Raw genomic sequence first — 24,583 nt, forward strand, 5'->3', positions numbered from 1 at the left:
TGCATATACTTTTAAAACCCAAAACTATGGCAATACTATTTGACTGGTACGAGGACCCGAAACCCTCCGATAAACAAGAAAAAGAGAAAACCCTGCACCCACGCATCAAACTGAACGGCTCGACGGGTACCGACGTGTTGCGCCGCCGCATCCAGGAACGCTGCTCACTGACAGAAACCGACGTCAGCGCCGTACTCGACGCCCTCTCACATATCATGGGCGAAGAACTTTCCGAAGGCAGGCAGGTTCACTTGGACGGCATCGGCTACTTCTACCCTTGCCTGACCTGCACCGAACCCGTAACCGCCGACACCAAGCGGAAACTGACGAAAGTAAAACTGAAAGCCATCAAGTTTCGTGCAGACCAGACCTTGAAGAACGAATTCGGTCCCCTGAAAGTGCAATGTCTGAAAGGAAGCTTGGAATTCAAGCGCTTAACCAATGAAGAGATTGACCGGCGACTGACTAACTACTTCAAAACCCACCAATTCCTGAGAAGAACAGACTTCCAAAACTTGTGCGGAATGGTGAGAAGTACCGCCATGCGTCATCTTCGCCGCTTGCGCAGTGAAGAAAAGCTGGAAAATGTAGGTGGATTGATGCAACCGATTTATGTACCAAAGAACGGATATTACATTAATAAGCAATGAGTTATCTAAAATAAAGCAGAAAACAACTATGAGAGCAAACGCTTACTCTCATAGTTGCTACCAGGGTTACTACCATAGCTTAAACGCCGATGAATAAAGGGACACAGAGTTTTTATGAGGGTATGAGGGTAAAATGCGCATCAACTTTTATTTGGCGCTGAGTTCAAGTTACACTTTCTGCAGTGAAGAATACACCCAAACGGGTATAAGAAATGAGAATTTCAGCCTATTTATACCCGAAAAGGTGTAATATCACATTTAGCAGGGCAAGCAGTCTCTTCGGCTGGACAAGGTGAACCAGATATTAAGTCTGTTCGGTACCGAAGTCGGTGCTGTGCCAATCACTAAAACGGATGAATATGGATAACGGGGAATGCGGATATGCACTTAATGAACTTCTCACTCTACAGCAAGCAGCAAGGAACGTAAATGGCATCCGGCAAGGAAGCGGGTTATCTCCTTATAAACAATTTTCCAGTCTTTCCGCCTCTTCAGCAGTCAGGTGTATCACTGCACCATGTTTTGGAGCTGTGAAATTGGTAGTTTTCATCACTCCTTCATTGAAACGTCCCAGATCCTTGAAAGTGACGAAATCTGTTGTTTCAAGGAATGCAAAATTCGGAGGAGTCAGGCTGTACACATCATACATCAATACCCATTTATCTTCACCGATCCGTTTCCAAACTGTGGGAGCCTCACAAGCCTTCGGCTCAAAGTCATACCATCGCGGATCGTATTCATAATCTTCATTCGCACGATTTGAAACTGCCTGTTTGATTCCTGCAGGTCCATCATGAGCAACGTAAAACAAGTGATATTTATCTCCCACTTCCGTGATGTCTCCATCAATAGCCGAAATATTCTCGTCCGGATATTCGAATAATATTTGTGGCAGACTCTCGATAGTATCAAAATCATCGTTCACATACACATAATACAGCTTGTTCGCTTCATTTCTGAAACGCATCGTGTAATAAATCATCAGTTTCCCTTTTCTCTTATCATATATTACTTCAGGAGCCCAAGCACAACCTATTTCACTCAATCCTGCCGTCAATTTGTCGAAACGGATATTCGCGCGTTTCCAGTTAATCAAATCCCAGGACTTCATTAAGACCAGTCCCCTATTATTCCCCCATCCGTATTCCTTGCCGTCGCGTTCCCATTCGGTTTCCCGATAGCCATCCCGCTTTGCAAACACATGCAGATCTGTCATCGCCAGATAAAAAGCGCCATCCGGACCACGGTAAATATGTGGATCACGAATTCCTCTCTGATAGGCAATCGTATCTCCGGCAATCATCGGCTCCGCATTATTCAATGCCGTAAACGTATACCCATCCCGGCTGATAGCCATATAAAGTCCATGCGTCTCATCTTTATGAAACACCATCAGATAAGCACTCATGTCTTTTTCCTGCGGAACGGCATTCTTGTAACGGAACCGCTTAAATCCGGCATTACCTTTTCCCGTTGAGAGCAGTCCTATACGCAGAGCATAAAAGCCTTTATAATTATTATGATGCAACTGTGAAACATCTACATTCTCTGCAAGAGTAATCCATTCTTTATTATCCTTGCTCACCATTATCCGAAGACTATTGCCTTGGTTATGAATTTTGGCAATAAAACTTCTGCCCAGTTCATTGGGTAGCTCTGCTTTCTTATCCGCATTCTGATACACAATAAATTTACTGCCATCAGAAACGATTCCTGCATAAGCCTTTTCGTTATAAAACAAGATAAGCCCCGCTGTATTTCCTTTGCTTACATTTACTTCCACTTGTGCTTCGTAGTTCTTATCTTCGGCAGTTGTCAGGAGCAGACGCCCGTTGGCAGGAGTATCTCCCTTAGCTTTCACCCGGAGAGTTCCTTTATCGAAAGCCAAAGCGTCAGGGGTATATTCTTTCCAGAAAGTCCATTGAAGGCCTAATTCTGGTCCGTTAAAACCATCAGACAGCTTCAATCCGTGTGCGATTTGTTTCTCAGGTTTTATTGGGGTAGCGGTAGATTTGGTGCGATACCACCCATCTGCCGTCCATTCAATCGGCTCAATCAGCGTTTGACGCCCCAAGGTATGGTAGCCTTTGGCATAAGCGTGATATACAATCCACCAATTGCCATTTATATCATCTATCAGCGTACCGTGCCCTTTCGACCACCAGCTATCTTGTGCACTATATGTATGTACCACCGGGTTGTAAGGAGAATTCTCCCACGGTCCGAGCGGACTTTTGGAACGGGCAGCAACTACCATGTGGCTTGTAGCAGGTCCCGCTGTCCCTCCTTCAGCGGAAGTCATATAGTAATAACCGTCTTTATAATTCAACTTGGGAGATTCCAAGCACATACATTCCGTTTCCCACTCAAGCGGATACTCCCAACCGTCATATACTTTCTTCACTTCTCCTACGGTGGACAATCCATCATCAGATAAAGGCACGACATGCCCGTCAGACAGATAAAGATAACGTCTGCCATCCTTGCCGGCAAGATGTCCGGGATCAATACCACCCACCTTCAAGTCAATCGGTTCGCTCCATGGTCCGCCAATATTATCAGACCAAATCACCCAGTTGGTTCCGGCAGAGGGGTAGTATATATAAAAGCGATTTTTATACTTTACCAAATCAGGAGCCATAGCCGAGCCATCCCATTCGGCCAAAGCCCGGCACACCGGTTCCCAATTCACCAAGTCCTGCGAATGCCAGATGAGGAAACCCGGCGCATAATAGAATGGTGAGTGAGTCATATAATAATCCTTGCCATCCCTCACAATAGAGGGGTCGGGATAGTCGCCCGGCAAAATTACTTTCGGATATTCTTGCGCATCTACATGCAACATCATCCAAACCAGTAAAAACAGTAATGAAAACTTTTTCATAATATTCATATTCTAAGTATACAACTTCTTGAATTCTGTTCTTATAAGTCTATCATATAAAGAACACTCAGTCATCGGTCCAAAAATAATATAAATAAAACCTGCAAGAAAGTTTGTTTCAAGCTATCTTGCAGGTATATACGAAAACACCTATTGAAAACTTAGGCTTCTTTATTTACATTACCAACCCGGATTCTGTAACAAATCACCATTAAGACGTATTTCATCCGTAGGTATAGGCTGCAAGTAATCTTTCTGTTTGAACTGACGGTCTACAACCGTAGTACCAATTACACATCCCGGCTCCATCGGAGTAAGTCCGGCATATTCGGGGAATGACACACGTTCTTGCAAAATTACTGCATCAGGAAATGCTTCGGGGTTATACACCGGTTCGTTATCAATAGGGCTGATCAAAGTCTTGACGTAAGAGTCCTTACCTTTATAAGAGAGATAGACTCCGCACGTGGGCAGACCACCAAGGGCTTCTTCTGCTATTCCCCACCGGCAAAGATCATTGAAACGCAATCTCTCAGCATAAAATTCACAAGCGCGTTCACGACGTATCTCGCCCAACATTGTAAGATGCCCGTAGCCTTTCTCGTCAGCAATACGGTTAGCCTCGGCAAGCAGAGCAGCATTAAGAGGTGCTACTCCCGCACGTTCACGGACTTTATTAATAGACTTGTCCAAGTCGGTATCTGATATATCACCACCTCCTAATTCACAAACAGCCTCAGCATAAGTCAGGTACATTTCAGCTAAACGGATATGCATGCAATCAGGAGCTTCTGCTCCGTTAGCTTTGACACTTGCCAATTCCGTGCGATACTTGCGGCTACCGATACTACCTCCGGTCAGTGAACGATAATTAGGAACATTCATATAAGTGCCCTGAGCCAATGTCGTAATATCCTTGCTATAATCTGCACCGGAATTGTACATACCATATCCCCAATTCCAGGAGAAGTTATCTTCCCAATCCACCTTGGCCGCATTCTGCACCGAGCGGAAGCGCCAATCGCGATTCTTCATCTCTGACATAAAATCAGTATATCCCTGAAATAATGGAGAAAGATGAACCGGTAAACCATCCGTACAGAGATACATATCAGCCAACTTACGCGTCATTCCGGCATACCAACTATGAGTGAAAAACATTTTGGAAGGACGGTTCGTTGCATCGTAAACCGAACGGAATATGGACTCTTTGTTAGAGCTTTTGTCCAGACCGGACGGATTGGAGTCCGAAGCTTCCAAGTTAAAGAGATAATAATAACTGCAATGTGCATACATATCATCGTTACCGGTACCTTTCACTTCTTCAACTCCTTTCCATAACTCAAATGCCGGATTTTCCATAACAACTTGCGACAAGTCCCTTGCCATAGTGAGAAAACCTTCTATAGAAGGATACCCCTCCGGTTTATGCGTTCCTGCTCCGGTCTGTGTGCCATCGCCATCTGTCTTTTCGCCTACATACTTGTCCCATGTACCGGCATAAAGACATACGCGTGCTTTAAAAGCCTTGGCCGCCTCTAAAGTTACCTGGCCATCATTACCAGTGCTTGACACGGTAGTATTTGAGAGTTTTGCAATCGCAACATCCAAATCATCAATAACTTGTTTTATCACTTCATAACGGGAAGCACGTTTTCCCCATACAATATTGGCGTCATTGGTATCGGGAGACTTCGTCGCTATTATTACACCACCATATCTTTGTACAAGGAAGAAATGATGCCATGCACGAAAGAAGTAGGCTTGTCCTATCGAACCTGCAATTTCATTCTGATCGGTATACTGTTCGCCTTTCGCAATCAAATCATTGCAACGACGCAACCACTTATATACGGTAGTATAGTAATTATCAGCAGTTGGAGTAGTGCCCAGCCCGGTACTTCCTCCACCGGTATCTGTCCCGCCGTCAAATCCAAGCCCTTCTATCACACCTTTATTGGCATCAGCCACTTCCCACGCAAAAATATCTTCATGCAACTTCATGGCAGCTTCTACAAAATCGCTTTTCTTGTTGAAGAAGATAGCCTCGGTCTGTTGGTCGAGCGGTTCCAAGTCCAGGAAATCACTACAACCAGTTGTCAGCAATGCACCTGCCAACAATGCCACAAATATATTATTCTTTTTCATAATTGTTCTTTTTTTGATAATTAGTTAGAATGTCAAGTCAATACCAAATGAGAGTGTACGTGCAAATACATCCATATTACCGGAATTGGTAGCAGCCTTGCTTTCAGGGTCAAACCCATCTTTTACATTAGAGAATTCAAACACGTTGTCGGCTGAAACATACACACGAAGATTTTCTACACCAACTTTTGAAAGCAAAGACTTGGGAAGAGTATAACCCAGGCAAATATTCTTGGCACGTACATACCAACTATTTACAACGTTAATATCGTTATAGTCTTTGTAATTCCAGGTATTTCTGGCTCCACCTTTCCATCCGCACATAATAGGATAACGTGCATTTGTGTTTTCCGGTGTCCATGTATTTCCCCAGAAAGTTACATTCTGATTCGTATAAATAGCATTGAATGGACTTCCCAACCAACCTTCGCGCAATACATACATCTGGCCTACTCCCTGCAAGAACATAGAGAAGTCAAAGCCTTTATATTTGGCTCCCAAATTAATACCAAATTCATAATGAGGATTGGCATCACCATAATACACAAGGTCATCTGTAGTGATTCTACCATCCTGGTTGACGTCAACACGACGTACACATCCTGGTATCAGTTGGTTTTCAGAGCCTTCTACCGGATGAATACCTCCTTCTTTTTGAGTAATCTCTTTATAATAAGCCTTTACTTCGGCATCATTCTGCAAATATCCATTCGTTTTATATACATAGATAGCGTTCAGCGGCTTTCCTTCCTGCCATGCGCTACCTCCAACCTTATTGTTGACCCCAACGCCATGCACAGCCGCACCATTATAATTGGTTACTTTAGTTCTGGCATCAGCCAAGGAAAAGCCTACATTATATTGGAAATCTTTACCTATTCTGTCCTGCCACTGCAAGTTCAATTCCCAACCATTAGCACGGAAACCACCATCGTTCGTCTTTGGAGCAGATGCGCCAAGTGTTGCAGGATATGTAACCGAGATCAACATATCATTGTTTTTTCGTACATAGTACTCAAATGTACCGGACAAACGGTTATCCAACACAGCAAAGTCTAAACCAAAGTTCAGAGTACTGACGCGTTCCCAAGTACGATTCTTTGAAGACATTCCGTCAACCCATGCCGTACTCACTTTCTGACCATTATATCCCAGGATTGTATTCCCTTGTTTTATGGTAGAAATATAATCATAGTCTCCGATACCGGTCTGCGAACCGGCTTCACCATAAGAAGCACGGATCTTCAAATTGTCAAAAATACCCTTATCTTTCAGAAAAGCATATTCGGAAAGGCGGATGCCACCGGATACACCAAGGAAGTTTGCCCAACGATTATCCTTATAAAACTTGGAAGAACCGTCACGACGGAAAAGACCTTCCAACAGATAAATGCCTTTGTAGTCATAGTTCAGACGTCCGATATAGGAAACCGTACCATTATGATTGCTACCTCCTGTAGCCTCTGAAGTAGCCACATCACCGGTGTTGATATCATCCAGCTCATCGTTCGGCATATTTTTACGGAAACTATACAATTTCTTATATTCAGTCTTTTCAGCCGTCATACCGAACATCGCTGCTACATTATGATCTCCGAACAAGCGGCTGTAATTAAGAAAGCCACCATAAGTCTGATAGAAGGTATCTTCATAGGTATTCTTTACCCAGCAGTCCTTATCGGCAGTTTGCTTAAAAATAGAACCTGATGTAGCGCCACTTACCGGTAGTCCTGTCTCACTCTCTTTCTCACCCGCCCAGTCATAGTTCGTAACTCTTGTCTGGCGTTCTATTTTCAAATGCTTACGGATACGAAAGTTGGCATTCGTACTGAAAGAAAGTCCCTTTGTGAGTTTACTCAAATCGATTGTGAGTTTGCCACCCAAACGGAGGACTTCTTCTGTATCATTAGTACGCCCTCCCTCCGTCAGTTGAGAAAGGACATTACGTTCACCGGAGAAAGTATCGTAAAATTGTCCGAACTCATTGTACAACGGAAAAAGATAAAAGTCCTGCACACCTTGTCCGATACCTTGTGTGGGAGTACTAACTATCCGTTTATCATAAGATAAATTGAATTCGGTCTTTATGTACTTGCCAAGCTGGTAATCGATGTTGGAACGGAGGTTGTATTTTTTCTGTCCGTCAAACACAACCTTCTCCAAAGAACGGTCTTTGGAATAACCCAATGAAGTAACAGCCTTCAGCTTATCATTACCACCACTTATTGTTACATTGTGGTTCTGCCCCCAGGTAGTTCCGTAAATCGCATCAAACACATCTACCGAAGGATCAAGATGTCTCCACATCCCACCTTCAACGCCTTCATAAATATCACCCTTAGCTACAGTCCTCCAAGCTTTTTCCGACCACATCCACCATTGGGGAGTTTTATCTTCACGAGCCAGTGCGTCATTCTCAGTAGCATGAATAAACATGTTTGCCCAAGTAGTACCATCGGCTACTGGAAAGCGTTTTCCTGGAATATTGGCATGTACATTGCCGTTGTATGTCACAGTTACTTTACCTTCCTTAGCACGTTTGGTTGTTACCAATATTACACCGGCACCAGCCTTATTACCATAAATGGCTGCTGAAGCATCCTTCAAAACAGATATACTCTCGATGTCACTGGGATTCATTTGAGAAAGTTCCCACGTATAAGCCTCCACTCCGTCAATCAAGACCAATGGATTGGCATCCTTATTGACCGACATACCACCACGGAGGGAAATAGAAGTATTTTCATTACCCGGTCGTGAAGAAGTACGCGTAATGGTAAGTCCGGGAATAGTTCCTTGCAAAGCCGCTGCAACCGAAGTCGTGGCTTTCCCTTTCAACACTTCGTCACCTCTTACCTGAGATACAGAACCGGACAGGGTTGCTTTTTTCTGTGTACCGTAACCTACAACTACTACTTCATCCAGCAATTCGGCATCTTCCTGCAACACCACCTTAATGGAATTCTTCCCCTGCAACTTGACTTCCTGTGTTTTATATCCCACATAAGAGATAATCAATGTAGCATTAGATGATGCAGCTACTGCGAAATTACCATCTATATCCGAAATTACTCCAGTACCGGCACCTTTCACCTGCACACTGGCACCAATCACCGGTTCGCCATTGGCATCCACAATTTGTCCTTTCACCGTACCAACCTGCATGGTTGTCCGTACCTCGTTCACATCTGCCAAAACAGTATGCGGGCTACCTGCCAGAAGAGCGGAAGCCATCACCGTAGAGAAAAGAATTCTCTTTAGCGGGAACTTTGATAAATCATTCTCCATAATTACAAATTTAAAATTAACATTATATTGATCTAACTATATACATTGTTTTATAAACTCACGTATCTCTTTACGTCCGGCAAATAAATGGTTTTCGACTGTACGGGAAGAAAGTTGCAGTTCAGCGGAAATATCAGCCACAGATTTATCCTCAAAACGACTCATTATATATACTTTTCTGCGCTGAGGCGGAAGAAGGCTTAACCTGCGATGCTCCAACATTGACAAATCTTTCGCCATAACTCCACTTTCCATTTCGGTAGTATAAGTTACGGAATGATCGTATACGTAAGAGGTGATTTCCTGTTTTTTATAATGGCGACGCAAATAATCAGTCACCAGATTACGGGCAATGGTGAAAATAAAACATTTCACGGTGTCCGGATGAAGCATTTGCTTGTAATCCATCAAGCGGAGGAATACGTCCTGGGATAAGTCTTCTGCATCCTCTTTGCTGTTTATTCTATAACATATATAGTAATAAACAGAGCGGTAATAGTTCACATAAGAGTCAGCTACTAATTGGGCGGATGTCATCGTTATGTCTTTCATGTTTTCAGACCTTGGTTAATGTTTTACATTGCTTAACGATGGCAAATATAAAAGGTAAAAATGATAAAACATTTCTTTTAGCGACAGAACAAATCTCATTTCATTAGTTTAGACCAAAAGCAGAATAAGTCACTAATAAATAGCGACTTAATAATTTGGGACTCTCAGTATCAATTAATAATTTGAGACTCTACAGCAAGAAATAGGACTTACTCATTGTCCTTTCCGATACTACGGATATACTCATTGGGAGTAATCCCCGTAGCTTTCTTGAAGTAACGGAAGAAGGAAGCACGCGAACTGAAGCCGCATAGCTCGGCCAAAGCGCTTAATGTATATTTGGTATATTCGTCTTTGTTCACCAACTGCTTGAACTCGGAAATACGATAATCATTGATGTAATCATAATAATTACGGTTGAGATGCTGATTGAACAAGTAAGAAAGTGTATGGGCAGAAGTGCCCATAACAGCAGCCAGATCTGCAATCTTTAAATCGGGATTAGTATATGGCTTGTCGCGATGCATCATATTCTCGAGCTTCTCGGTCAAACGCTTGCACTCTTCGGGACTGACTTTATTTGTTTTGTATTTGTCTTCCGGCACCGGCTTTATTTCAGGAAGTGCAGTTTCAGATACTGTAGCCTCCACTGCCGGAACCGGCTGCCCTGTACCTTTTTTCGAGCGCCATATATAATAGCCTGCTCCACCTCCCAGCAGCAATACAACGATTACTCCCAAAGCAGCCCATACACTGAAAGAAGATGCTATCTTCACCGCCAACCGACTTTCAGAATCCGGTTGCCCCATACGCCGCACCTTGAACACATAGCTGCCCGAAGGCAGATTATAATAAGTAACATCCGAACTGCCCGTCATCGCAATCCAGCTTTCATCTTCCCCTTCCAACTTATACTCGTATGACATAAATCCCGGAGAGGTATACGAGAAGTCAGAAAAGCTGAAAGTGATATTCTTCTGAGAAGATTCCAACGAAATTTCCGACTTTCCATCCTTTTCACGGAGAACCGGATGCCGGGAAGGACGGCCATTGATATATACATCCGTAACCATGACCGGATAAGGGTTCTGCTTCTTGGACTCCATGCGGGCAACATCCAGATACAGCAATCCTTTGGTATTGCCAAACCAAAGATTCCCCTCTTCGTCGCATATAGGCAGGCAAAGAGTAAAAATCGGACTGGGAATACCGTCCACAAAATTATAAGGAACAAAATTATGTTCTTTATCATAACCGAACAAACCATTGCTGGTACCCAACCACAGCCACTGATCATTGTCCTCAACAATGAAAAGCCCGTCCCTTCCCTCTAAAGGGGTACCGGGTTGCAGTTGTCGGAAACTATTCATAGACAAATCGGACATAAACAAGGGACCTTTATCCGGAAAGAAATAAAGATTGTGCTTACTGTCTTCATAAACAACTCTGATCTTCTCTTTCTGAATAAAGCCTTCCGGAAAAATATCCGTCCTCAACTTGGCAGAAGAGGGGTCCCAAATGCACATTCCATTTTCCGTACACACCCATCCTTTACCTGCTGAATCGAAATAAATCTCGTACACGTTCCCCTCGGGAAGCTTGGAATTGGCACTGGTATAATGAGCTGATTGTTTGCCGTCTTTATAGCAGTAAATGCCCTGAGAAGTTCCTATCCACAACTGATTATCAGCATCCTGCTTGATGCAGAAGATATGTCCTTTCTGAAAAGGCATAGACTCCTCCGGCTCAAAATCACGAAGAGTCAAAGTTTCGGGATTCAAGACATACATTCCACCTCCATAAGTCCCCACGTAATACTCCCCTTGATGGTATAATATGCAAAATATCATGCTGGAACGCATCTGGGGCACTTTAAAGCTTCTGAAGCGCTTCCGCTGTTCGTCAATATAGAACAAGCCGTCACGGGAACCGATCAACTTCTCGTGTGCACGGATAGAGACGGCACGGATAGGCATATCTTTCGAATCGAAATAAGGAGGAAAAGTATAAGTGGAAAACAAATCAGTCTGATATAGCGTATAGTCAAGCCCAAACTGATAAAAACCCACCCAAATAACCCCGTCACGATCGACCAGCAACGAATAGACAGAATTGGAACGCAGGCTTCCGTCGTTTCCCGACTCGTGCCGCAAAGAACGGATAATCTGTTTCTGACCGGTATCAATGAAATGAACACCATTGCCATCCGTACCTACATACAATATATTCTTTCCATCACTGGACAAAGAGGAAATGACATTACATCCCACATCTACAAAATGACCGAACTTGCCGATACGGGTATCGAAAGCTATAATGCCTTGATCCATCGTTCCCAAATAAAGCATTTCACCAATCCGAGCTATGTGATTGAAGGCACATACATGCTTATCACTCATTATGTTATGATATCCGGCCACTTTTCTGTCAGACAATTGCAAAGAATAAAGTCCGCTTTCGGTAGCCAGCCAAAGAATGTCTTCTGCTCCTTTACAAATATCAGTAATAGTATTGGCTGCAGAGAAGGTGTTCTTATCCAACAAAACCTGGTCCAACTTACCGTCCTTATAAAGGAACAACCCTTTTTCAGTACCGATATACAGTATACCATCTTCTGCCAGAAGTGAATGTACCGGACAATCTATCTTTTCGGGAACGATGCTTTCCAATATATCCGTCTCTTTATTCAGACGCCAAAGCCCCATGCCATTTCCCAGCCAAATCTGGTTATCAGCCATTTCGGTGATAGCATTGATCCTTTTCAGTTTTTCATTGGCACCTATTATAGGATAATGTTTGAAGTGAACCCCGTCAAAACGTTCGAGTGAACTGCCGGTGCCCAACCATACATACCCTTCTGTATCCTTATAAATTGCATTGACCAATAAATCGGAAAGTCCTTCGGATACAGATACTCCCCGGAATGCATACGAATGCGGATATGCAAAAAGGCTAATCAATAATAAGGAACAAGTCAGTATGTATCTCAATATGTCTTTCATTAAATCTGTGTTACCATTAATCAAACGCAACAAATATAATGAAAAATCCCGTTGCACTCTCAGCCTATAAAGAAAAAAGCGAAAATACATTAACTTATTGAATCTGTATTTTCATTCTCCCCGCCGCCTGGATTTTGTACTCCTTACCTTTCAGCAAAACTGAACAGTTGCCGGAAGAGGTACAGTACCATCCGTCGGCATTTTCTTCCAAGAGTACATTGACCGGAGTTTCCGATTTTATAGTGGCTCCGGGTGTTTGCAGCAAAGTGCCGTTTCCTAAAAACAACGTGTTTCCACTCTGCCGGTTGCTTCCCCAAAGAGCATAAGCGGCCGAAGCACTCATCTTCCCCATAACACAAAGATGGGCGGGATGATCGGATGACAGAATCTGATCGGTACGCCCGTTCTTTTGAGTAATTCTGATGCCGACATGGCTACCTTGCTCCGTACATTCCACCTCAGGAAAAACGACGGAAGAGATACCGCCGGGTTCTTTGACCGAAGAAGGCTCGTAAACAGCAACAAACGGTCGGTTCCAAGCTTCGCCGGCCTGCCGGGCTACAAAAGTGAGTGTTGGCTGTTCTTTGATGTCGTAAGGCATTCCCGGTGTGCGGCTGTACCCCTCTGTCATAGGAGATAAAGCTGTAAACACCTTTCGTTCGGGCTCTCCCTTCATCCAAAGATTCATGGAAATATCGTCGCCGTCTTCCGCTGCCATGGTGAAAGTAGCTTTCACGTCCTTATCCGTCTCCGACACTTTCTTATCGTATATATAAGAGTAGGCATACAGATGTGCACCGGCAAATGCCAACTCTTCCGTCGATTGCAGGTTCAGGTCTGCCCCATCCGTACCGGTCAGCGAGAGCGTCTGCCCCAAGTTATGGTAGAAATAATCGTGCATCTTGTCTCCTTCCTCTGTTTTGCGACTCCGGAAAATATCGACATAATATCCTGTTTCCGGTCCGGTAGTAACGATTCCCATCAGGCGGGTCTGATCGGCACAGCTTTCGGGTTCGCGGAAGTAGACTTCGCTGTATGTTACAGGCGCAAACTCCCCTTTCTTTGCCGACGGAGCAGGAAAGCAGGATTTCAGGCGGAAAGCATGGTTGCTTTTCATGACCGGATAGCTGGATATGCCATCTACGCATACCGTGTTATGACTGGGAAATTGAGAATAGTATTCGGCATAATCCAGACCGCTATACAAGTAAAGTCCGATGCCGGCATCGGGGCCGAGGACATAACCTTTGCCATACAGTTCCATAGAAATGCCGTTAGCATGCATGTGGTTTCCTTCACTGCCATTCATGGATATCATCAGGCTATGACGGGGATGCATACCGTTGCGCTGCACCAGCCATGATACATTGGGAGCATAGAACAACGGCGATACATAGTCTTCTATCTTGCCTGCCTTTATTTCGGGATTCAGCGCCAGAGGCTTGTCATCAAAAAAGGCATTGATGGAAACACGGACATTCTTTTTCTCCCCTGCCCTGTCTGCATCCGGATTCAAGCATTTCAGCAAAGCGGTGAAATAGTCTTCCTGCTCTTTCTTGCCATTGACCTGGGCATTCTCTATCATGCGCACCACGGGATTGGTGTTCAAATAACTGGGATGAGTATCTCCAAAACCACATATCATCCGGTTAGGGAACAAATACTGCGGAGTGGCAGCCACAGCCTTAGGTATAACGGACAACTCTTTCGTCAAATCATAATGCAGGTTACGGTCGAACAGATTGGTAAAGTTAGCGTAATCATTCAATACGACACTGCTATATCCGGGACATTCAGCCCAAATACCGGTATTCGGATCAAAACCGTAATCCGCCAGTTTCTTCAGACTCCACTGCCGGATGCTGGAACGGTTGAGAACATAATCGATGTAATATTCCCGTCCCTTGCCGTCGGCATAGAGATGGTTATCTTCCAGAACCATGCCGATATCCATGATATAGCGCGCCTGCATCAGATTCCAGTTATTGTGAGGAACACCATTCGCAATGATATTATCGGCCCACTTCTTGAAAGCTCCGGCATAGATATCGAGTTTATCGGTATAATTGGCATGCAGATAATTATAAAGGAAATCGTAGAGAGGAACAATATCATGGAGAATATCTTCATGGATTACCTCAAAAGAAGTCATACCGACCAGGGTCTGTTGATGGCCGTGATTCAGGTCAACAGGGACATTGCGGTAATAGATGCCTTGCATATAGGTATCGAAAACTCCGGCTGCCAGTTTAGCATACTTCTCTTCATCCGTCAGCCAGTAGAGAAAAGCAGCATCGCGGGCAATGCCGATAATTTCACGATTCAGAGCCTCGATATTGCGCCCCGTCTTGGAAGGATGCACGCTTTCCATCGGATTTCCGGGCAAGGTACTATTACAAAATGTCACATTGCCTCCGGCATCGTCATAAGGCACAACATCTTCCAGCTTGGGACGGCTGTGTGTGGCAAAAGTCCCGCGCGTGCCTGTATAGCGTACGGTAGGAACAGGTGCTTTCTGTCCACCGGCATGGTCGAAAGTTTCGCCTTTGACATATACATCTGTTGCATGAGACTCCCAATACATGGCAAGGCGCGAAAGTAACCATTCGGGTTGTGCTTCCGTCAATTGGGTATATACGTCGGTCTTTGCCTTCAGTTTGCCGAACACATCTTTAGCCCACGGTTCGTCATTGATCAATTTCAGAGTGGTCTCTTTTCCTCCGGCACCGGTAAGGTAGCGCGGATGTTCCTGAGAAAGCTGCATAGATTGAGTATTGACCTGCGCTTGCAGCAACGCGGAAAAGAACAAGGCGATTAGTATAAGAGTCTGTTTCATGGTATATATCTTTTCTTTTATATACGTATAACAGACTCTTTACACTCAATGCACAATGTACTTTTCGTTTTATTTATATCAGAAGTCGAACTTCTCCAACTTCATGGAAGCCAGTCCTTGTATCTTAGGCACCAGTGTCACAAAATGAGTTGCTGCCTCGTGCGCAGCCAATGACTCGGCATTCTCCCACGTTTCGCAAATCATAAGGACGTCACTGCGGGTTGCGCTCTCAAAAATGTCATAAGCAATGCAACCTTTATCTTTCAAAGAGCATGCAACCAATTCTTTTGCAGCTTCCAAAACAGCAGCACGGTTCTCCGCACTTACCTGAATAAAAACATTTAATCTAATCATATCTGTATATATTTTAAGTATTCGGCAAATTTAAGCAGAATAAATTAGAACCGTGCAATTATTCCCCAAGTGTATTACCCAATTCCACACTTTTCTACACTTCATTGATAGGCCACGATAAGCACATTTCATACATATTACACTGATATACAAACATATAAAAACAGCCACTATCTTTTGGCATCCCCTTTGTCCTATAGTTAGCGTTAGAAACAATAAAACAAAATATTCACTTAAACTTTACGATTATGAAAAAAGTATTAGTAGCATTAGCAATGATTTTGGGAGTAGGTAGTTCTGTAGCATTTGCACAGGAAGTAAACAACGCAGCAGTAGTAGCAGAAGCACAGGTTCCACAAGACGAGTTTGTAAAGATGGACCCCACCCAGTTGCCGCAAGCTGTTATGCAGACGCTGGCAAAAGATTATGAAGGAACTTCGGTAAAAGAAGCCTATGTGAAAGAAAAAGACGGCGCTAAGGTTTACAAAATTGTAGTTACCGCTCAAGATGGCACTGAAACAACTGTTCTTTTGAATGAAAAAGGAGAAGCTGTAAAAGAATAAGCATCTCGCAAAGTAGATAACTCATGATAAATAATTCCGGTTCGTGACGAATCGGAATTATTTTTTATTAATTGCGTTGCACGGCATGAACCAACGCAGGGCTGGCATGTTATCTACACAGAATTGATTTTAATTTTAATCGTTTAAAACTAACTTAATTATGAAATGTAAAGAATCTCATTTTCTGATCGGACTGGGGATCGGTTCGGTTGTAGGTGCATTAGTTTATCATTTTTCTCGTACGCCAAGAGCTGAAAGACTGAGAAGAGAAATGTGTCATGCCATTCACAAAGCGGGCAGCGAAGCCAAAGACATGTTCCACACTGCTGAAGAGGAAGCACTGCATGCAGGAACCAAAGTAGCGGATAAAGTGGCGGATGAAGTTCATGAGGCAGCCGAGAAGGCTGACAATCTGAAGAATAAGGTACATTCCTTTGCAGATGCAAAGAAATAAGATGACTGCCTATAGTCCTTGGGGAAGACAGTAAAACGATTACTGTCCTCCCTTAGTTTTGTATGTTACGCCGGTGCAAAATATCATCCATGTGCTCCAAAGCCCACCCTACCAAAGACTCGATATGCGGCATCAGGCTGCGCCCCGTTTCCGTAAGCTCGTACTCCACACGAGGCGGAACTTCGGCATATACTTTCCTGACTATTAAGCCATCGGTTTCCAGCGAACGGAGCGTAACCGTCAGCATACGTTGGGAAATATCGCCTATCGTCTTCTGAATATCACTGAAACGCATTGTTCCATTCGCCTTCAGTGTAACCAAAATAAGCATTGTCCACTTATCGCCAAGTCCGCTCAGCACATCCCTTATCGGACAAACATCTATACGATGAAAGTTTTCCATATTTTAACTTTTCCTAATTAGTTGAACACCAACAATAGTTACATTGTTGTAACTATCTAACATTCAAGTTCCTTCTTGTTTTTATCGGACAAGAAGCATAACTTTGCTGTACAAAAGTAATAAACTTACTGAAAATAACTATTGTCTCACTTAATAATTAAAATTATGGCAAAGAAAGTTGCGGTTTTAGCAGTCAATCCGGTTAACGGATTCGGTTTATTCCAATATTTGGAAGCATTTTTTGAGAATGGCATTTCCTATAAGGTATATGCAGTGGCAGATAGCAAGGAAATTAAAACCAACTCCGGCATTACGCTGATGGCGGATGATGTAGTAGCCAACCTGAAAGGACACGAAGATGAGTACGATGCGCTGGTATTCTCTTGCGGCGATGCAGTGCCCGTATTCCAGCAGAACGCAGACAAACCATATAATGTTACGATGCTGGAAGTAGTCAAGGCTTTCGGCGAGAAAGGCAAAATGATGATCGGCCACTGTGCCGCTGCCATGATGTTCGACTTCACCGGAGTGACGAAAGGCAAGAAAGTAGCCGTCCACCCATTGGCAAAGGCCGCCATCCAGAATGGAAAAGCTACCGACAGTCCATCCGAAATAGACGGAAACTTCTACACTGCCCAAGATGAAAACCATATCTGGACAATGATGCCGAAGGTGATTGCCGCACTGAAAGCATAACAAAACAGAAAGTTCTATTGCCTGATGTCGGAGGGCAATAGAACTTTTTTCATTTATGATTCACCCCATAACCGAACAGCGCAAAATCTCCGAAACACGGATCATCGGGAAAGACCTCCGCCAATGCAGCAGTAATCCGGCGGGCATTTTTCAGGGAGAAAGTCTCCGTCTCGGTAAGTCCTAAGTCGCAGGCTACACGGCAGACGTGGGTATCTAAGGGGATTATCAAATCCCGGCAGTCAAAGTTTTCCCAAATGCCAAAATCCACCTCCGGACCCCGGCGTATCATCCAGCGCAGAAACATGTTCAGCTTCTTCTGAGGACTTTTGGAAGAAACATCCAGAAATGCACAAAGCTTCTCCATAGGCGTGCCGCAGTGCACCAACAAAGCATCTTCAAGACTGTCAAAACGGGAATATGCCGCGTGCAACCGCTTGAAGTAAGAGTAGAAATCGGCATAAGAAAGCATACGATAAAAGCTGCTGCTATCCGTCGAAGGGAAATCTCTCTCCCACCGGCGCGACAATACATATTTATAAGGAGAAGCCCCCATCAAGGCGTGCAGTTCATCTGCTTTCTTCAGAATCTGCTTGCGGTTACCAAAGCTCATGATAGCCGTCAGCAAGCCACTCACTTCAATGTCCTGCTTCTGCACGTACCGATGCGGAAATTGCACCGGATCGCTCTGTATAAAGTCGGCACAGTGATAAGTTGCCGCCCATGCTGATAATTGTCGCTTTATATCTTCGGTCATACTAATTTGCAAATATAGCAACATCGGACAACTCCCCTATCTCTTTTCCTCTTATTTTTGCAGCATGAAAAAGCCCAATAGAACTATGCAACAGAAAAAGACAACGCAAGAAGAGTATCAGAAGTGTGTGAATGCAGTGGTAGATTACATCAATCTGCACCTCGGAGAAGAAATTGACCTGAAATCACTGGCCGCGATTTCCCATTTCTCCCCGTTTTACTTCCATCGCATCATGAAAGCCTTTTTGGGAGAGCCCATCGGTACGTTTATAGTCCGGACGCGTACCGAAGCTGCCGCCCGATTGCTGCGTTATTCCGACCTGCCGATAGCAGACATTGCCTATCGCATCGGTTATTCTTCCTCTTCGTCGCTGTCGAAAGTATTCAAGCAGTTCTACGGCATTTCACCATTAGAGTATCGTAACAATAAAAACTTTGTAATTATGAAACCAGCCATTATCCGTCCGGAACTGGAACTAAAACGGGAAATCAGAGAAGTTCCCGCAAAAAATGTAATTTATATCCGCTTATTCGGAGACTACAAACTGAATGACTATTGCGGCACATGGATGCGCCTTTTCCAGTTCATCCGGGAGCAGAAACTGCCGATAGGTGAAGTGATGCCGTACTGTATCTATCACGACGATCCCAAGGTGACTCCGACCGAAAGATTGCGCACCGATGTATGTATGGTTATGCCCGAAGCCGTCAGTCCTAAAGGTGACGTCGGCTCCAAGCAAATACCTGCCGGGCGCTATGCCATCTTCTTGTATAAAGGTTCTTACGAGCATCTGCAAGCCGTCTATGATACCATTTATGCTAAATACATTCCCGAAATGGAGTGTACCCTGCGGGATGAACCCAGTGCGGAACGTTATATGAATGACCCGTCGACAACGGCACCGGAAGAACTGCTAACGGAGATTTATATTCCTGTAGAATAAACGAGAAACTTTTATCACTATATGCAAGGTTTCATATAGTATATATTTATTCGTTCCTCTATTGGGGAAATTGCATACCACTATAAGGAGAAATGCATACCACTACAGTGGTATGAAAATTTCCCCATAGCAGGACGAATAAAGATTAGTAACTCCACCACTTAACAACCATACTTTTTGAGGATAATTATCGCATTGATTCTCCCAAATAAATGTAACTTTGCAGCAAGAGAAAGTAGACATTAAAAAATCACTTCCATAATGGACAAAACAGAAATTAAGGCTAATGCCTCATACATTGCGGCTTGCGGGCTTTACTGCGGAGCTTGCCGGAAATTCTTAAAAGGCTCATGCCCCGGTTGCCACAAAAACGAGAAAGCCGGTTGGTGCAAAAACCGACGATGCTGTCAAGACAAAGGTTATGCCACTTGTGCCGAGTGCGAAACAGACGTAAAGGCATGTAAGATACATTCCAATCTCATCGGAAAGGTATTCGCCCTTCTGTTTAATTCCGACCGGGCTGCCTGCATCCGGTATATCAAGGAGAACGGTGCCGAAGCCTTTGCAGAGGAGATGACCCGGAGAGGAGAACAAACGATGAGACGAAAATGACATTCGAAAGATGCTGTTTACGTGTTGTCACTAAATAAAAAGAGTAAATAAGAAAAACAGACTAATGAAAAAAGAAGTAATCTTCGTCTTATTAAACGAATATGCCGACTGGGAAGGTGCATTCATCGCCTCCTCCCTCAATGCGGGAGTAATGCCGGGCAGTGAAGTGAAATATACGACCAGAGTCGCGGCTCCCACCATGGATGCCGTAAGTTCCATCGGCGGTTTCCACACCCTGCCCGATTATAGTTTCCAGACAATACCCACAGACTATGCAGCATTGATACTGATAGGTGGCATGCAATGGGGTTCTCCGGAAGCTGAACAAGTAGTACCATTAATACAAGATGCCCTGCAACGCGGGAGAATAGTCGGTGCAATCTGCAACGCGGCCTCCTTCATGGCAAAGCATGGTTTCCTGAACGACGTAAAACATACCGGAAACACCGTTCAGCAACTGAAACTATGGGCCGGCGAACGGTATACGAACGAAGCCGGATACCAAAAACAGCAAGCCGCCAGCGACAAGAATATCGTCACCGCCAACGGTACGGGGCAATTAGAGTTCTCCCGCGAACTGCTTCTGCTGCTCGAGGCCGATACTCCAGAAAGAATCCGGGAATCGTATAATTTCTATAAGAACGGATTTGTGTAATAAATGGAAATTTAGGGGCGCAGCGCCCCTAAATTATCACTTATCGGCGTACAACCCTACATGATTCCCCTCGCAATCGGCAAAGACTGCAAAGTACCCCTTGCCTTCTGCCTGAATTTTCGTTATAGGAATGACAACCCTTCCTCCTTTCGAAATGACTTTTTCCAAAGCAACTTCCAAGTCATCGCAGTTGAAATGAATCAATACACCATGCTCCGAAGGAAGAAAATCGGGTGACCAAGATATGGCACCTACCGTTTCACCTTCTTCGGTGAAGCACGCCATTTTTTCTTTTTCCCATTCATAAGCAGGAAGTTGCACACCCAGTACCGTTTCGTAAAAATCGACTGCCCGACGGAAGTCTCTGGTCGGAATCTCAAAAAATGCAATCAAATTCTTCATTTGTTCTTTTTGTTTTAGTTACTACTGTGCCTTTGCAAAGACTCTGCAAAAGTAGAGCAACCCAAACTCTCCCGATAGTAAAAAAGAGACATCTTCTATTTAAACGTATCTACCCACTTTAAACAGCCCTTTTCATTCATTGGAAAAATAATCGGAATAAGGTGCACAGACAGCAAGATACTCCACCGGCGTGTAACCTGAAAAAAGCCGGAACTCCTTTATCATGTGCGACTGATCGGTAAACCCGCACTCATAAGCCACCTGCACCAACGGAAGCCCGGGATTGCACTGTATCTTATAAAGTGCCCGCTGCATACGCACAATGCGCATAAAGCCCTTGGGAGTAGTTCCCACATATTCCGTAAACACCCGGCTGAATTGCTTGCTACTCCAACAGGCGATGTCTGCCAGCCGGGCAATATTGGTCTGTGGCTGTTCATTGATTTCCAACAATGCAGCCGATATCCTTTTCAAGTGATAATCTGAAAAATCATAAAACCGATGAAGCAAAAACAACTCGATCAGACGAATGCAAGCCTCATCCTCCGGAGTATCTTCCACCTTTTTTGCCAGATCCGAAAGTTCAGTATCTTCTATATCTTCTGTAGAAACACTTTGTCCCTCAAACAGCCCAAGAGGCATTCGCAAGAATGCTTTTGCCGCATAAGGCTGAAAGACGACCGCAATCATTGCAATCTCTCCCGTCGAGCAGACATCGGAAAAGCCGAAACTCTGTCCGCAGACAAAAGTTCTCGGCTGCAACAGATTCTCTTTCAATGATAGTAGCCGCTTTCCCTTATGGAATACCAACTGAATACAGCCCACAGGCAGAGTCCGTTCCGATACGGATTCTATGGCATCATCCCTCAATATCCAATAATAGCGGATATAAGAGGCCAGTTCCTGAATTGGTTTTATGATTCTAAACGACTGCATAATAAGCAAAGATAAATGTTTCCGGATAATCGTGGCAAAGTTACGCCCTTCTATTTATAACGTATTGTAAAAAAGAGACATTCCTTTGTCTTTCTCCCTTTTTTTTACGACCTTGCACTCATTCACCAAAGAAAGGGAAACGTCATGGAGTACATCATCAATCATCTGCCCGAACGCCACTTGTTCACCACCGAAGTAGACGGCTATACAGCCTATGTAGAATATCGTCTGGACAGCAGCAGTCTGGACATTCTTCACACAGTTGTCCCTCCTCCTATCGAAGGGCGGGGCATTGCGGCGGCTCTTGTCAAAAAGACTTATGAGTATGCGACAGAGCAAGGCTTGAAACCGAAAGCGACTTGCTGGTATGCTGCGAAGTGGTTGGAGAGGCATCCGGAAATGAAATAACCGTAGCCATGACAACCTATACCCACTACGGCAAACAAGCCGATATGCTGAAACACTTGGGGTTATGCGATGTGTTGAGCAGAGAAAAGCCACAAGTGTATGTGGAAACGAACTCGGCATGTGCACAATACAGTATGCAGCATTCTCCCGAACAAGAATACGGCATATATCATTTCCTAAAGGAAGCTCCCCGGTATGCCTCCTTATCACAATCTTTTTACTATCAAATAGAGGACCAATCCATGCTAAACGAAACGTACATCGGTTCTCCGGGGCTTGCCATGAATGTGCTGAAAGATGTAGCAGACCGATACATCTTCTTCGACTTGGAACAGTCTTCGCTCGACACGGTACGCGAATATGCAGTTCAACAAGGGCTATCACCACGTGTCACGTTCTATAACTGCGATTCTATCTCTGGGACATTGGCGTTGTTGCCTTCGTTGTCCCCGAAAACATTTTTGCACATAGATCCGTATGAAATCAACCGTCCTAATGATGACGGGCATACTTATCTGGATGTATTTATTGAAGCTGCACGGCGGGGTATGAAGTGTTTTCTTTGGTATGGATATATGAACCCGGAAATGAAAAAAGAGCTGAATGATGAAATAAAGGAAGCAGTGGAACAGCATCAGATAAAAAACAGTATCTGTGTAGAGTTAATCGTAGATTTCATCCGGCAAACTCCCACTCCTTGCAATCCGGGAGTGTTGGGTAGTGGGATTTTAACAGCCAATCTTTCAGAAGACTCCAACCAAGCACTGCTAGAAGACGCAGAATTACTTGTTAAATGTTATGAGAGCAGTTCCTACAAAGAACATCCAGGTAAAATCTATAAAGACATTATCCTATAATGACCGAAAAAGCAATCAGTAAATAGAAGTAAGCACGTCTTTACTTCGACTTCTTATAATCCGTGATAAATCCTTCCATCATCCACTTCGCCAAAGCCTGGCGGTTGGAGCTAATTACAAAACGGCGTTGGTCGAAAGTATTCTGAATATTTCCCAGCTCTACGAAGACAGAAGCGGGGGAAGTGTTGGCAAGTACATACAGATTACGGGCGCTGACGGTCCCCGTAAAGCCACGGTTGGGTTGGTGCTTGTCGTATTTCGACTCAAAAGTCTTTTTCATGGTGGTTGCCAGGCGCTTGCTTTCAGCGCTGTGCTTGGAGTGATAAAAGAAGACATCGGTCTGATGGCTTTTACTGCGACTATCTACGTGGAGGAAGATGGCACGGCAATACTTATAGTTCTTGCGGTCTTTCTTATAAAGTTCGTTGATTTTAGCACAACGCTGTTGCAGACGCGCCACCTGATTCAAAGGGATAGGGGCACCCATGCAGGTTTCGCGCTTGCTATTCGAGAGGTATTGATCGTCACGAATGCCGTCTTTAGCATCTTGGATGATGATACGCACCTCGGCCCCCTCCTGCATCAGATTGCGGGCAAGACGCAAGGCAACGTCATAAGCATACTCATCCTCGTGCAACTCTATCTTGCCAATTCTGCCGATAGCACCGGGATCGGGACCGCCATGTCCGCTGACTACGTAGAAGCAAGCGCCCCGCAAGCGATTGGAAGTTACCGGCACATTGGCAAGCGCTTTTCCGAACAAAGGTTCATGAACATTCTTTTTTCCACTACCGGAAGAGGTTGAAGAAGAAACATTCGCCGCACTATCTTTCTTGCCTTCACCGGCTACCGGCTTACCGCTTCTCAATGGTGGCAATACATATTTCACTCCTAAACGCAATTCTTCTTTTCCTCGCAAACGCTTCTCGTTCAGCTTCAAGAACTCCTTATAGTACGTTCTTGCCGGACGGTTATTCCTTTCAAGAAAGGCAGATATGCCCTCACCGGATTTCGGAGTCGCATATTCTTCTTGGGCAAAAACCGAAAAAGAGCAAAGCATGAAAAAGAATAAAAGCAATAATCGAGCCATAGGATTATCATTTAGCAGTATTTTCCCTTAATTGCGGACAAATTTACATTATTTTCCTTACTTTTGCGATGGCTTAGACGTTAATAGATAAAAAAC

General features: G+C 44.2%; 21 protein-coding genes and 1 pseudogene. 10 read left to right on the forward strand and 12 right to left on the reverse strand.

Features of this window, described 5'->3' with window-relative positions:
• Window positions 1-26 precede the first annotated feature (26 nt).
• Together AAE250_RS07200 and AAE250_RS07205 are read left to right on the forward strand one after the other, a co-directional pair.
• Entirely contained in the window at window positions 27-650 is a 624-nt protein-coding gene (locus AAE250_RS07200; protein WP_294597704.1) for an HU family DNA-binding protein, read from the forward strand.
• Window positions 651-912: 262 nt separating this feature from the next.
• Window positions 913-1,017 (forward strand): annotated as a pseudogene (locus AAE250_RS07205) (transcriptional regulator); the annotation flags it as partial.
• Between the two features lie 93 nt (window positions 1,018-1,110).
• Here AAE250_RS07205 and AAE250_RS07210 read toward each other — a convergent pair.
• From AAE250_RS07210 to AAE250_RS07240, 7 genes are all read right to left on the reverse strand, one after another.
• A complete protein-coding gene (locus AAE250_RS07210) occupies window positions 1,111-3,534 on the reverse strand; it encodes a family 43 glycosylhydrolase (RefSeq protein ID WP_294597702.1) in 2,424 nt (807 codons plus the stop codon).
• 180 nt (window positions 3,535-3,714) lie between these two features.
• Complete coding sequence (locus AAE250_RS07215; RefSeq protein WP_294597699.1) at window positions 3,715-5,682, reverse strand: RagB/SusD family nutrient uptake outer membrane protein; 1,968 nt, start codon at window positions 5,680-5,682, stop codon at window positions 3,715-3,717.
• A gap of 24 nt (window positions 5,683-5,706) precedes the next feature.
• Window positions 5,707-8,970, reverse strand: coding sequence for a SusC/RagA family TonB-linked outer membrane protein (locus tag AAE250_RS07220; RefSeq protein WP_294597696.1), 3,264 nt, complete (start codon window positions 8,968-8,970; stop codon window positions 5,707-5,709).
• Window positions 8,971-9,006: 36 nt separating this feature from the next.
• Window positions 9,007-9,522 carry a sigma-70 family RNA polymerase sigma factor gene (locus AAE250_RS07225; RefSeq protein WP_294597693.1) on the reverse strand — a complete coding sequence of 172 codons (516 nt, stop codon included), beginning with the start codon at window positions 9,520-9,522 and terminating at the stop codon, window positions 9,007-9,009.
• Between the two features lie 209 nt (window positions 9,523-9,731).
• Window positions 9,732-12,524 carry a two-component regulator propeller domain-containing protein gene (locus tag AAE250_RS07230; RefSeq protein ID WP_294597690.1) on the reverse strand — a complete coding sequence of 931 codons (2,793 nt, stop codon included), beginning with the start codon at window positions 12,522-12,524 and terminating at the stop codon, window positions 9,732-9,734.
• A 94-nt stretch (window positions 12,525-12,618) separates the two neighbouring features.
• Entirely contained in the window at window positions 12,619-15,360 is a 2,742-nt protein-coding gene (locus tag AAE250_RS07235) for a heparinase II/III domain-containing protein (protein ID WP_446715734.1), read from the reverse strand.
• A 78-nt stretch (window positions 15,361-15,438) separates the two neighbouring features.
• Window positions 15,439-15,714 (reverse strand): putative quinol monooxygenase, encoded by a 276-nt coding sequence (locus AAE250_RS07240; RefSeq protein WP_294597687.1) that lies wholly within the window; start codon window positions 15,712-15,714, stop codon window positions 15,439-15,441.
• 248 nt (window positions 15,715-15,962) lie between these two features.
• Between AAE250_RS07240 and AAE250_RS07245 the strand changes: the two genes are divergently transcribed.
• Complete coding sequence (locus AAE250_RS07245; protein ID WP_294597685.1) at window positions 15,963-16,277, forward strand: hypothetical protein; 315 nt, start codon at window positions 15,963-15,965, stop codon at window positions 16,275-16,277.
• Window positions 16,278-16,437: 160 nt separating this feature from the next.
• Window positions 16,438-16,731, forward strand: coding sequence for a YtxH domain-containing protein (locus tag AAE250_RS07250; protein ID WP_294597682.1), 294 nt, complete (start codon window positions 16,438-16,440; stop codon window positions 16,729-16,731).
• Window positions 16,732-16,783: 52 nt separating this feature from the next.
• Here AAE250_RS07250 and AAE250_RS07255 read toward each other — a convergent pair whose 3' ends face one another.
• The gene (locus AAE250_RS07255) at window positions 16,784-17,134 is read right to left on the reverse strand and encodes a winged helix-turn-helix transcriptional regulator (RefSeq protein ID WP_294597681.1); all 351 of its coding nucleotides are present in this window, start codon (window positions 17,132-17,134) and stop codon (window positions 16,784-16,786) included.
• A gap of 165 nt (window positions 17,135-17,299) precedes the next feature.
• On the opposite strand from AAE250_RS07255, the gene AAE250_RS07260 reads away from it, so the two are divergent.
• Window positions 17,300-17,830, forward strand: coding sequence for a DJ-1/PfpI family protein (locus AAE250_RS07260; protein ID WP_294597678.1), 531 nt, complete (start codon window positions 17,300-17,302; stop codon window positions 17,828-17,830).
• A gap of 49 nt (window positions 17,831-17,879) precedes the next feature.
• Here AAE250_RS07260 and AAE250_RS07265 read toward each other — a convergent pair whose 3' ends face one another.
• Entirely contained in the window at window positions 17,880-18,584 is a 705-nt protein-coding gene (locus AAE250_RS07265; RefSeq protein ID WP_294597677.1) for a TIGR02757 family protein, read from the reverse strand.
• A gap of 85 nt (window positions 18,585-18,669) precedes the next feature.
• Here AAE250_RS07265 and AAE250_RS07270 point away from each other — a divergent pair, with 85 nt between their 5' ends.
• The 3 genes from AAE250_RS07270 (at window position 18,670) to AAE250_RS07280 (ending at window position 20,794) form a co-directional block, all read left to right on the forward strand.
• Window positions 18,670-19,527: an AraC family transcriptional regulator gene (locus AAE250_RS07270; RefSeq protein WP_294597675.1), complete on the forward strand. Its 858-nt coding sequence runs from the start codon at window positions 18,670-18,672 to the stop codon at window positions 19,525-19,527.
• A gap of 261 nt (window positions 19,528-19,788) precedes the next feature.
• Window positions 19,789-20,139, forward strand: coding sequence for a DUF3795 domain-containing protein (locus AAE250_RS07275; protein WP_294597672.1), 351 nt, complete (start codon window positions 19,789-19,791; stop codon window positions 20,137-20,139).
• A 64-nt stretch (window positions 20,140-20,203) separates the two neighbouring features.
• Window positions 20,204-20,794, forward strand: a complete 591-nt coding sequence (locus AAE250_RS07280) for a type 1 glutamine amidotransferase family protein (RefSeq protein ID WP_294597670.1) — start codon at window positions 20,204-20,206, stop codon at window positions 20,792-20,794.
• A 36-nt stretch (window positions 20,795-20,830) separates the two neighbouring features.
• On the opposite strand, the gene AAE250_RS07285 is transcribed toward AAE250_RS07280, so the two are convergent.
• Together AAE250_RS07285 and AAE250_RS07290 are read right to left on the reverse strand one after the other, a co-directional pair.
• Entirely contained in the window at window positions 20,831-21,196 is a 366-nt protein-coding gene (locus AAE250_RS07285; RefSeq protein ID WP_294597668.1) for a VOC family protein, read from the reverse strand.
• Between the two features lie 132 nt (window positions 21,197-21,328).
• Window positions 21,329-22,132, reverse strand: coding sequence for a helix-turn-helix domain-containing protein (locus tag AAE250_RS07290; protein ID WP_294597665.1), 804 nt, complete (start codon window positions 22,130-22,132; stop codon window positions 21,329-21,331).
• A gap of 144 nt (window positions 22,133-22,276) precedes the next feature.
• On the opposite strand from AAE250_RS07290, the gene AAE250_RS07295 reads away from it, so the two are divergent.
• Both AAE250_RS07295 and AAE250_RS07300 read left to right on the forward strand, forming a co-directional pair.
• A complete protein-coding gene (locus AAE250_RS07295; RefSeq protein WP_294597662.1) occupies window positions 22,277-22,540 on the forward strand; it encodes a GNAT family N-acetyltransferase in 264 nt (87 codons plus the stop codon).
• A gap of 8 nt (window positions 22,541-22,548) precedes the next feature.
• Window positions 22,549-23,397 carry a hypothetical protein gene (locus tag AAE250_RS07300; protein ID WP_294597658.1) on the forward strand — a complete coding sequence of 283 codons (849 nt, stop codon included), beginning with the start codon at window positions 22,549-22,551 and terminating at the stop codon, window positions 23,395-23,397.
• Between the two features lie 40 nt (window positions 23,398-23,437).
• Here AAE250_RS07300 and AAE250_RS07305 read toward each other — a convergent pair whose 3' ends face one another.
• Window positions 23,438-24,487 carry an N-acetylmuramoyl-L-alanine amidase family protein gene (locus AAE250_RS07305; protein WP_294597656.1) on the reverse strand — a complete coding sequence of 350 codons (1,050 nt, stop codon included), beginning with the start codon at window positions 24,485-24,487 and terminating at the stop codon, window positions 23,438-23,440.
• Between the last annotated feature and the right edge of the window lie 96 nt (window positions 24,488-24,583).

This window comes from Bacteroides sp. GD17 (assembly GCF_038448625.1).
Lineage (GTDB): Bacteria > Bacteroidota > Bacteroidia > Bacteroidales > Bacteroidaceae > Bacteroides.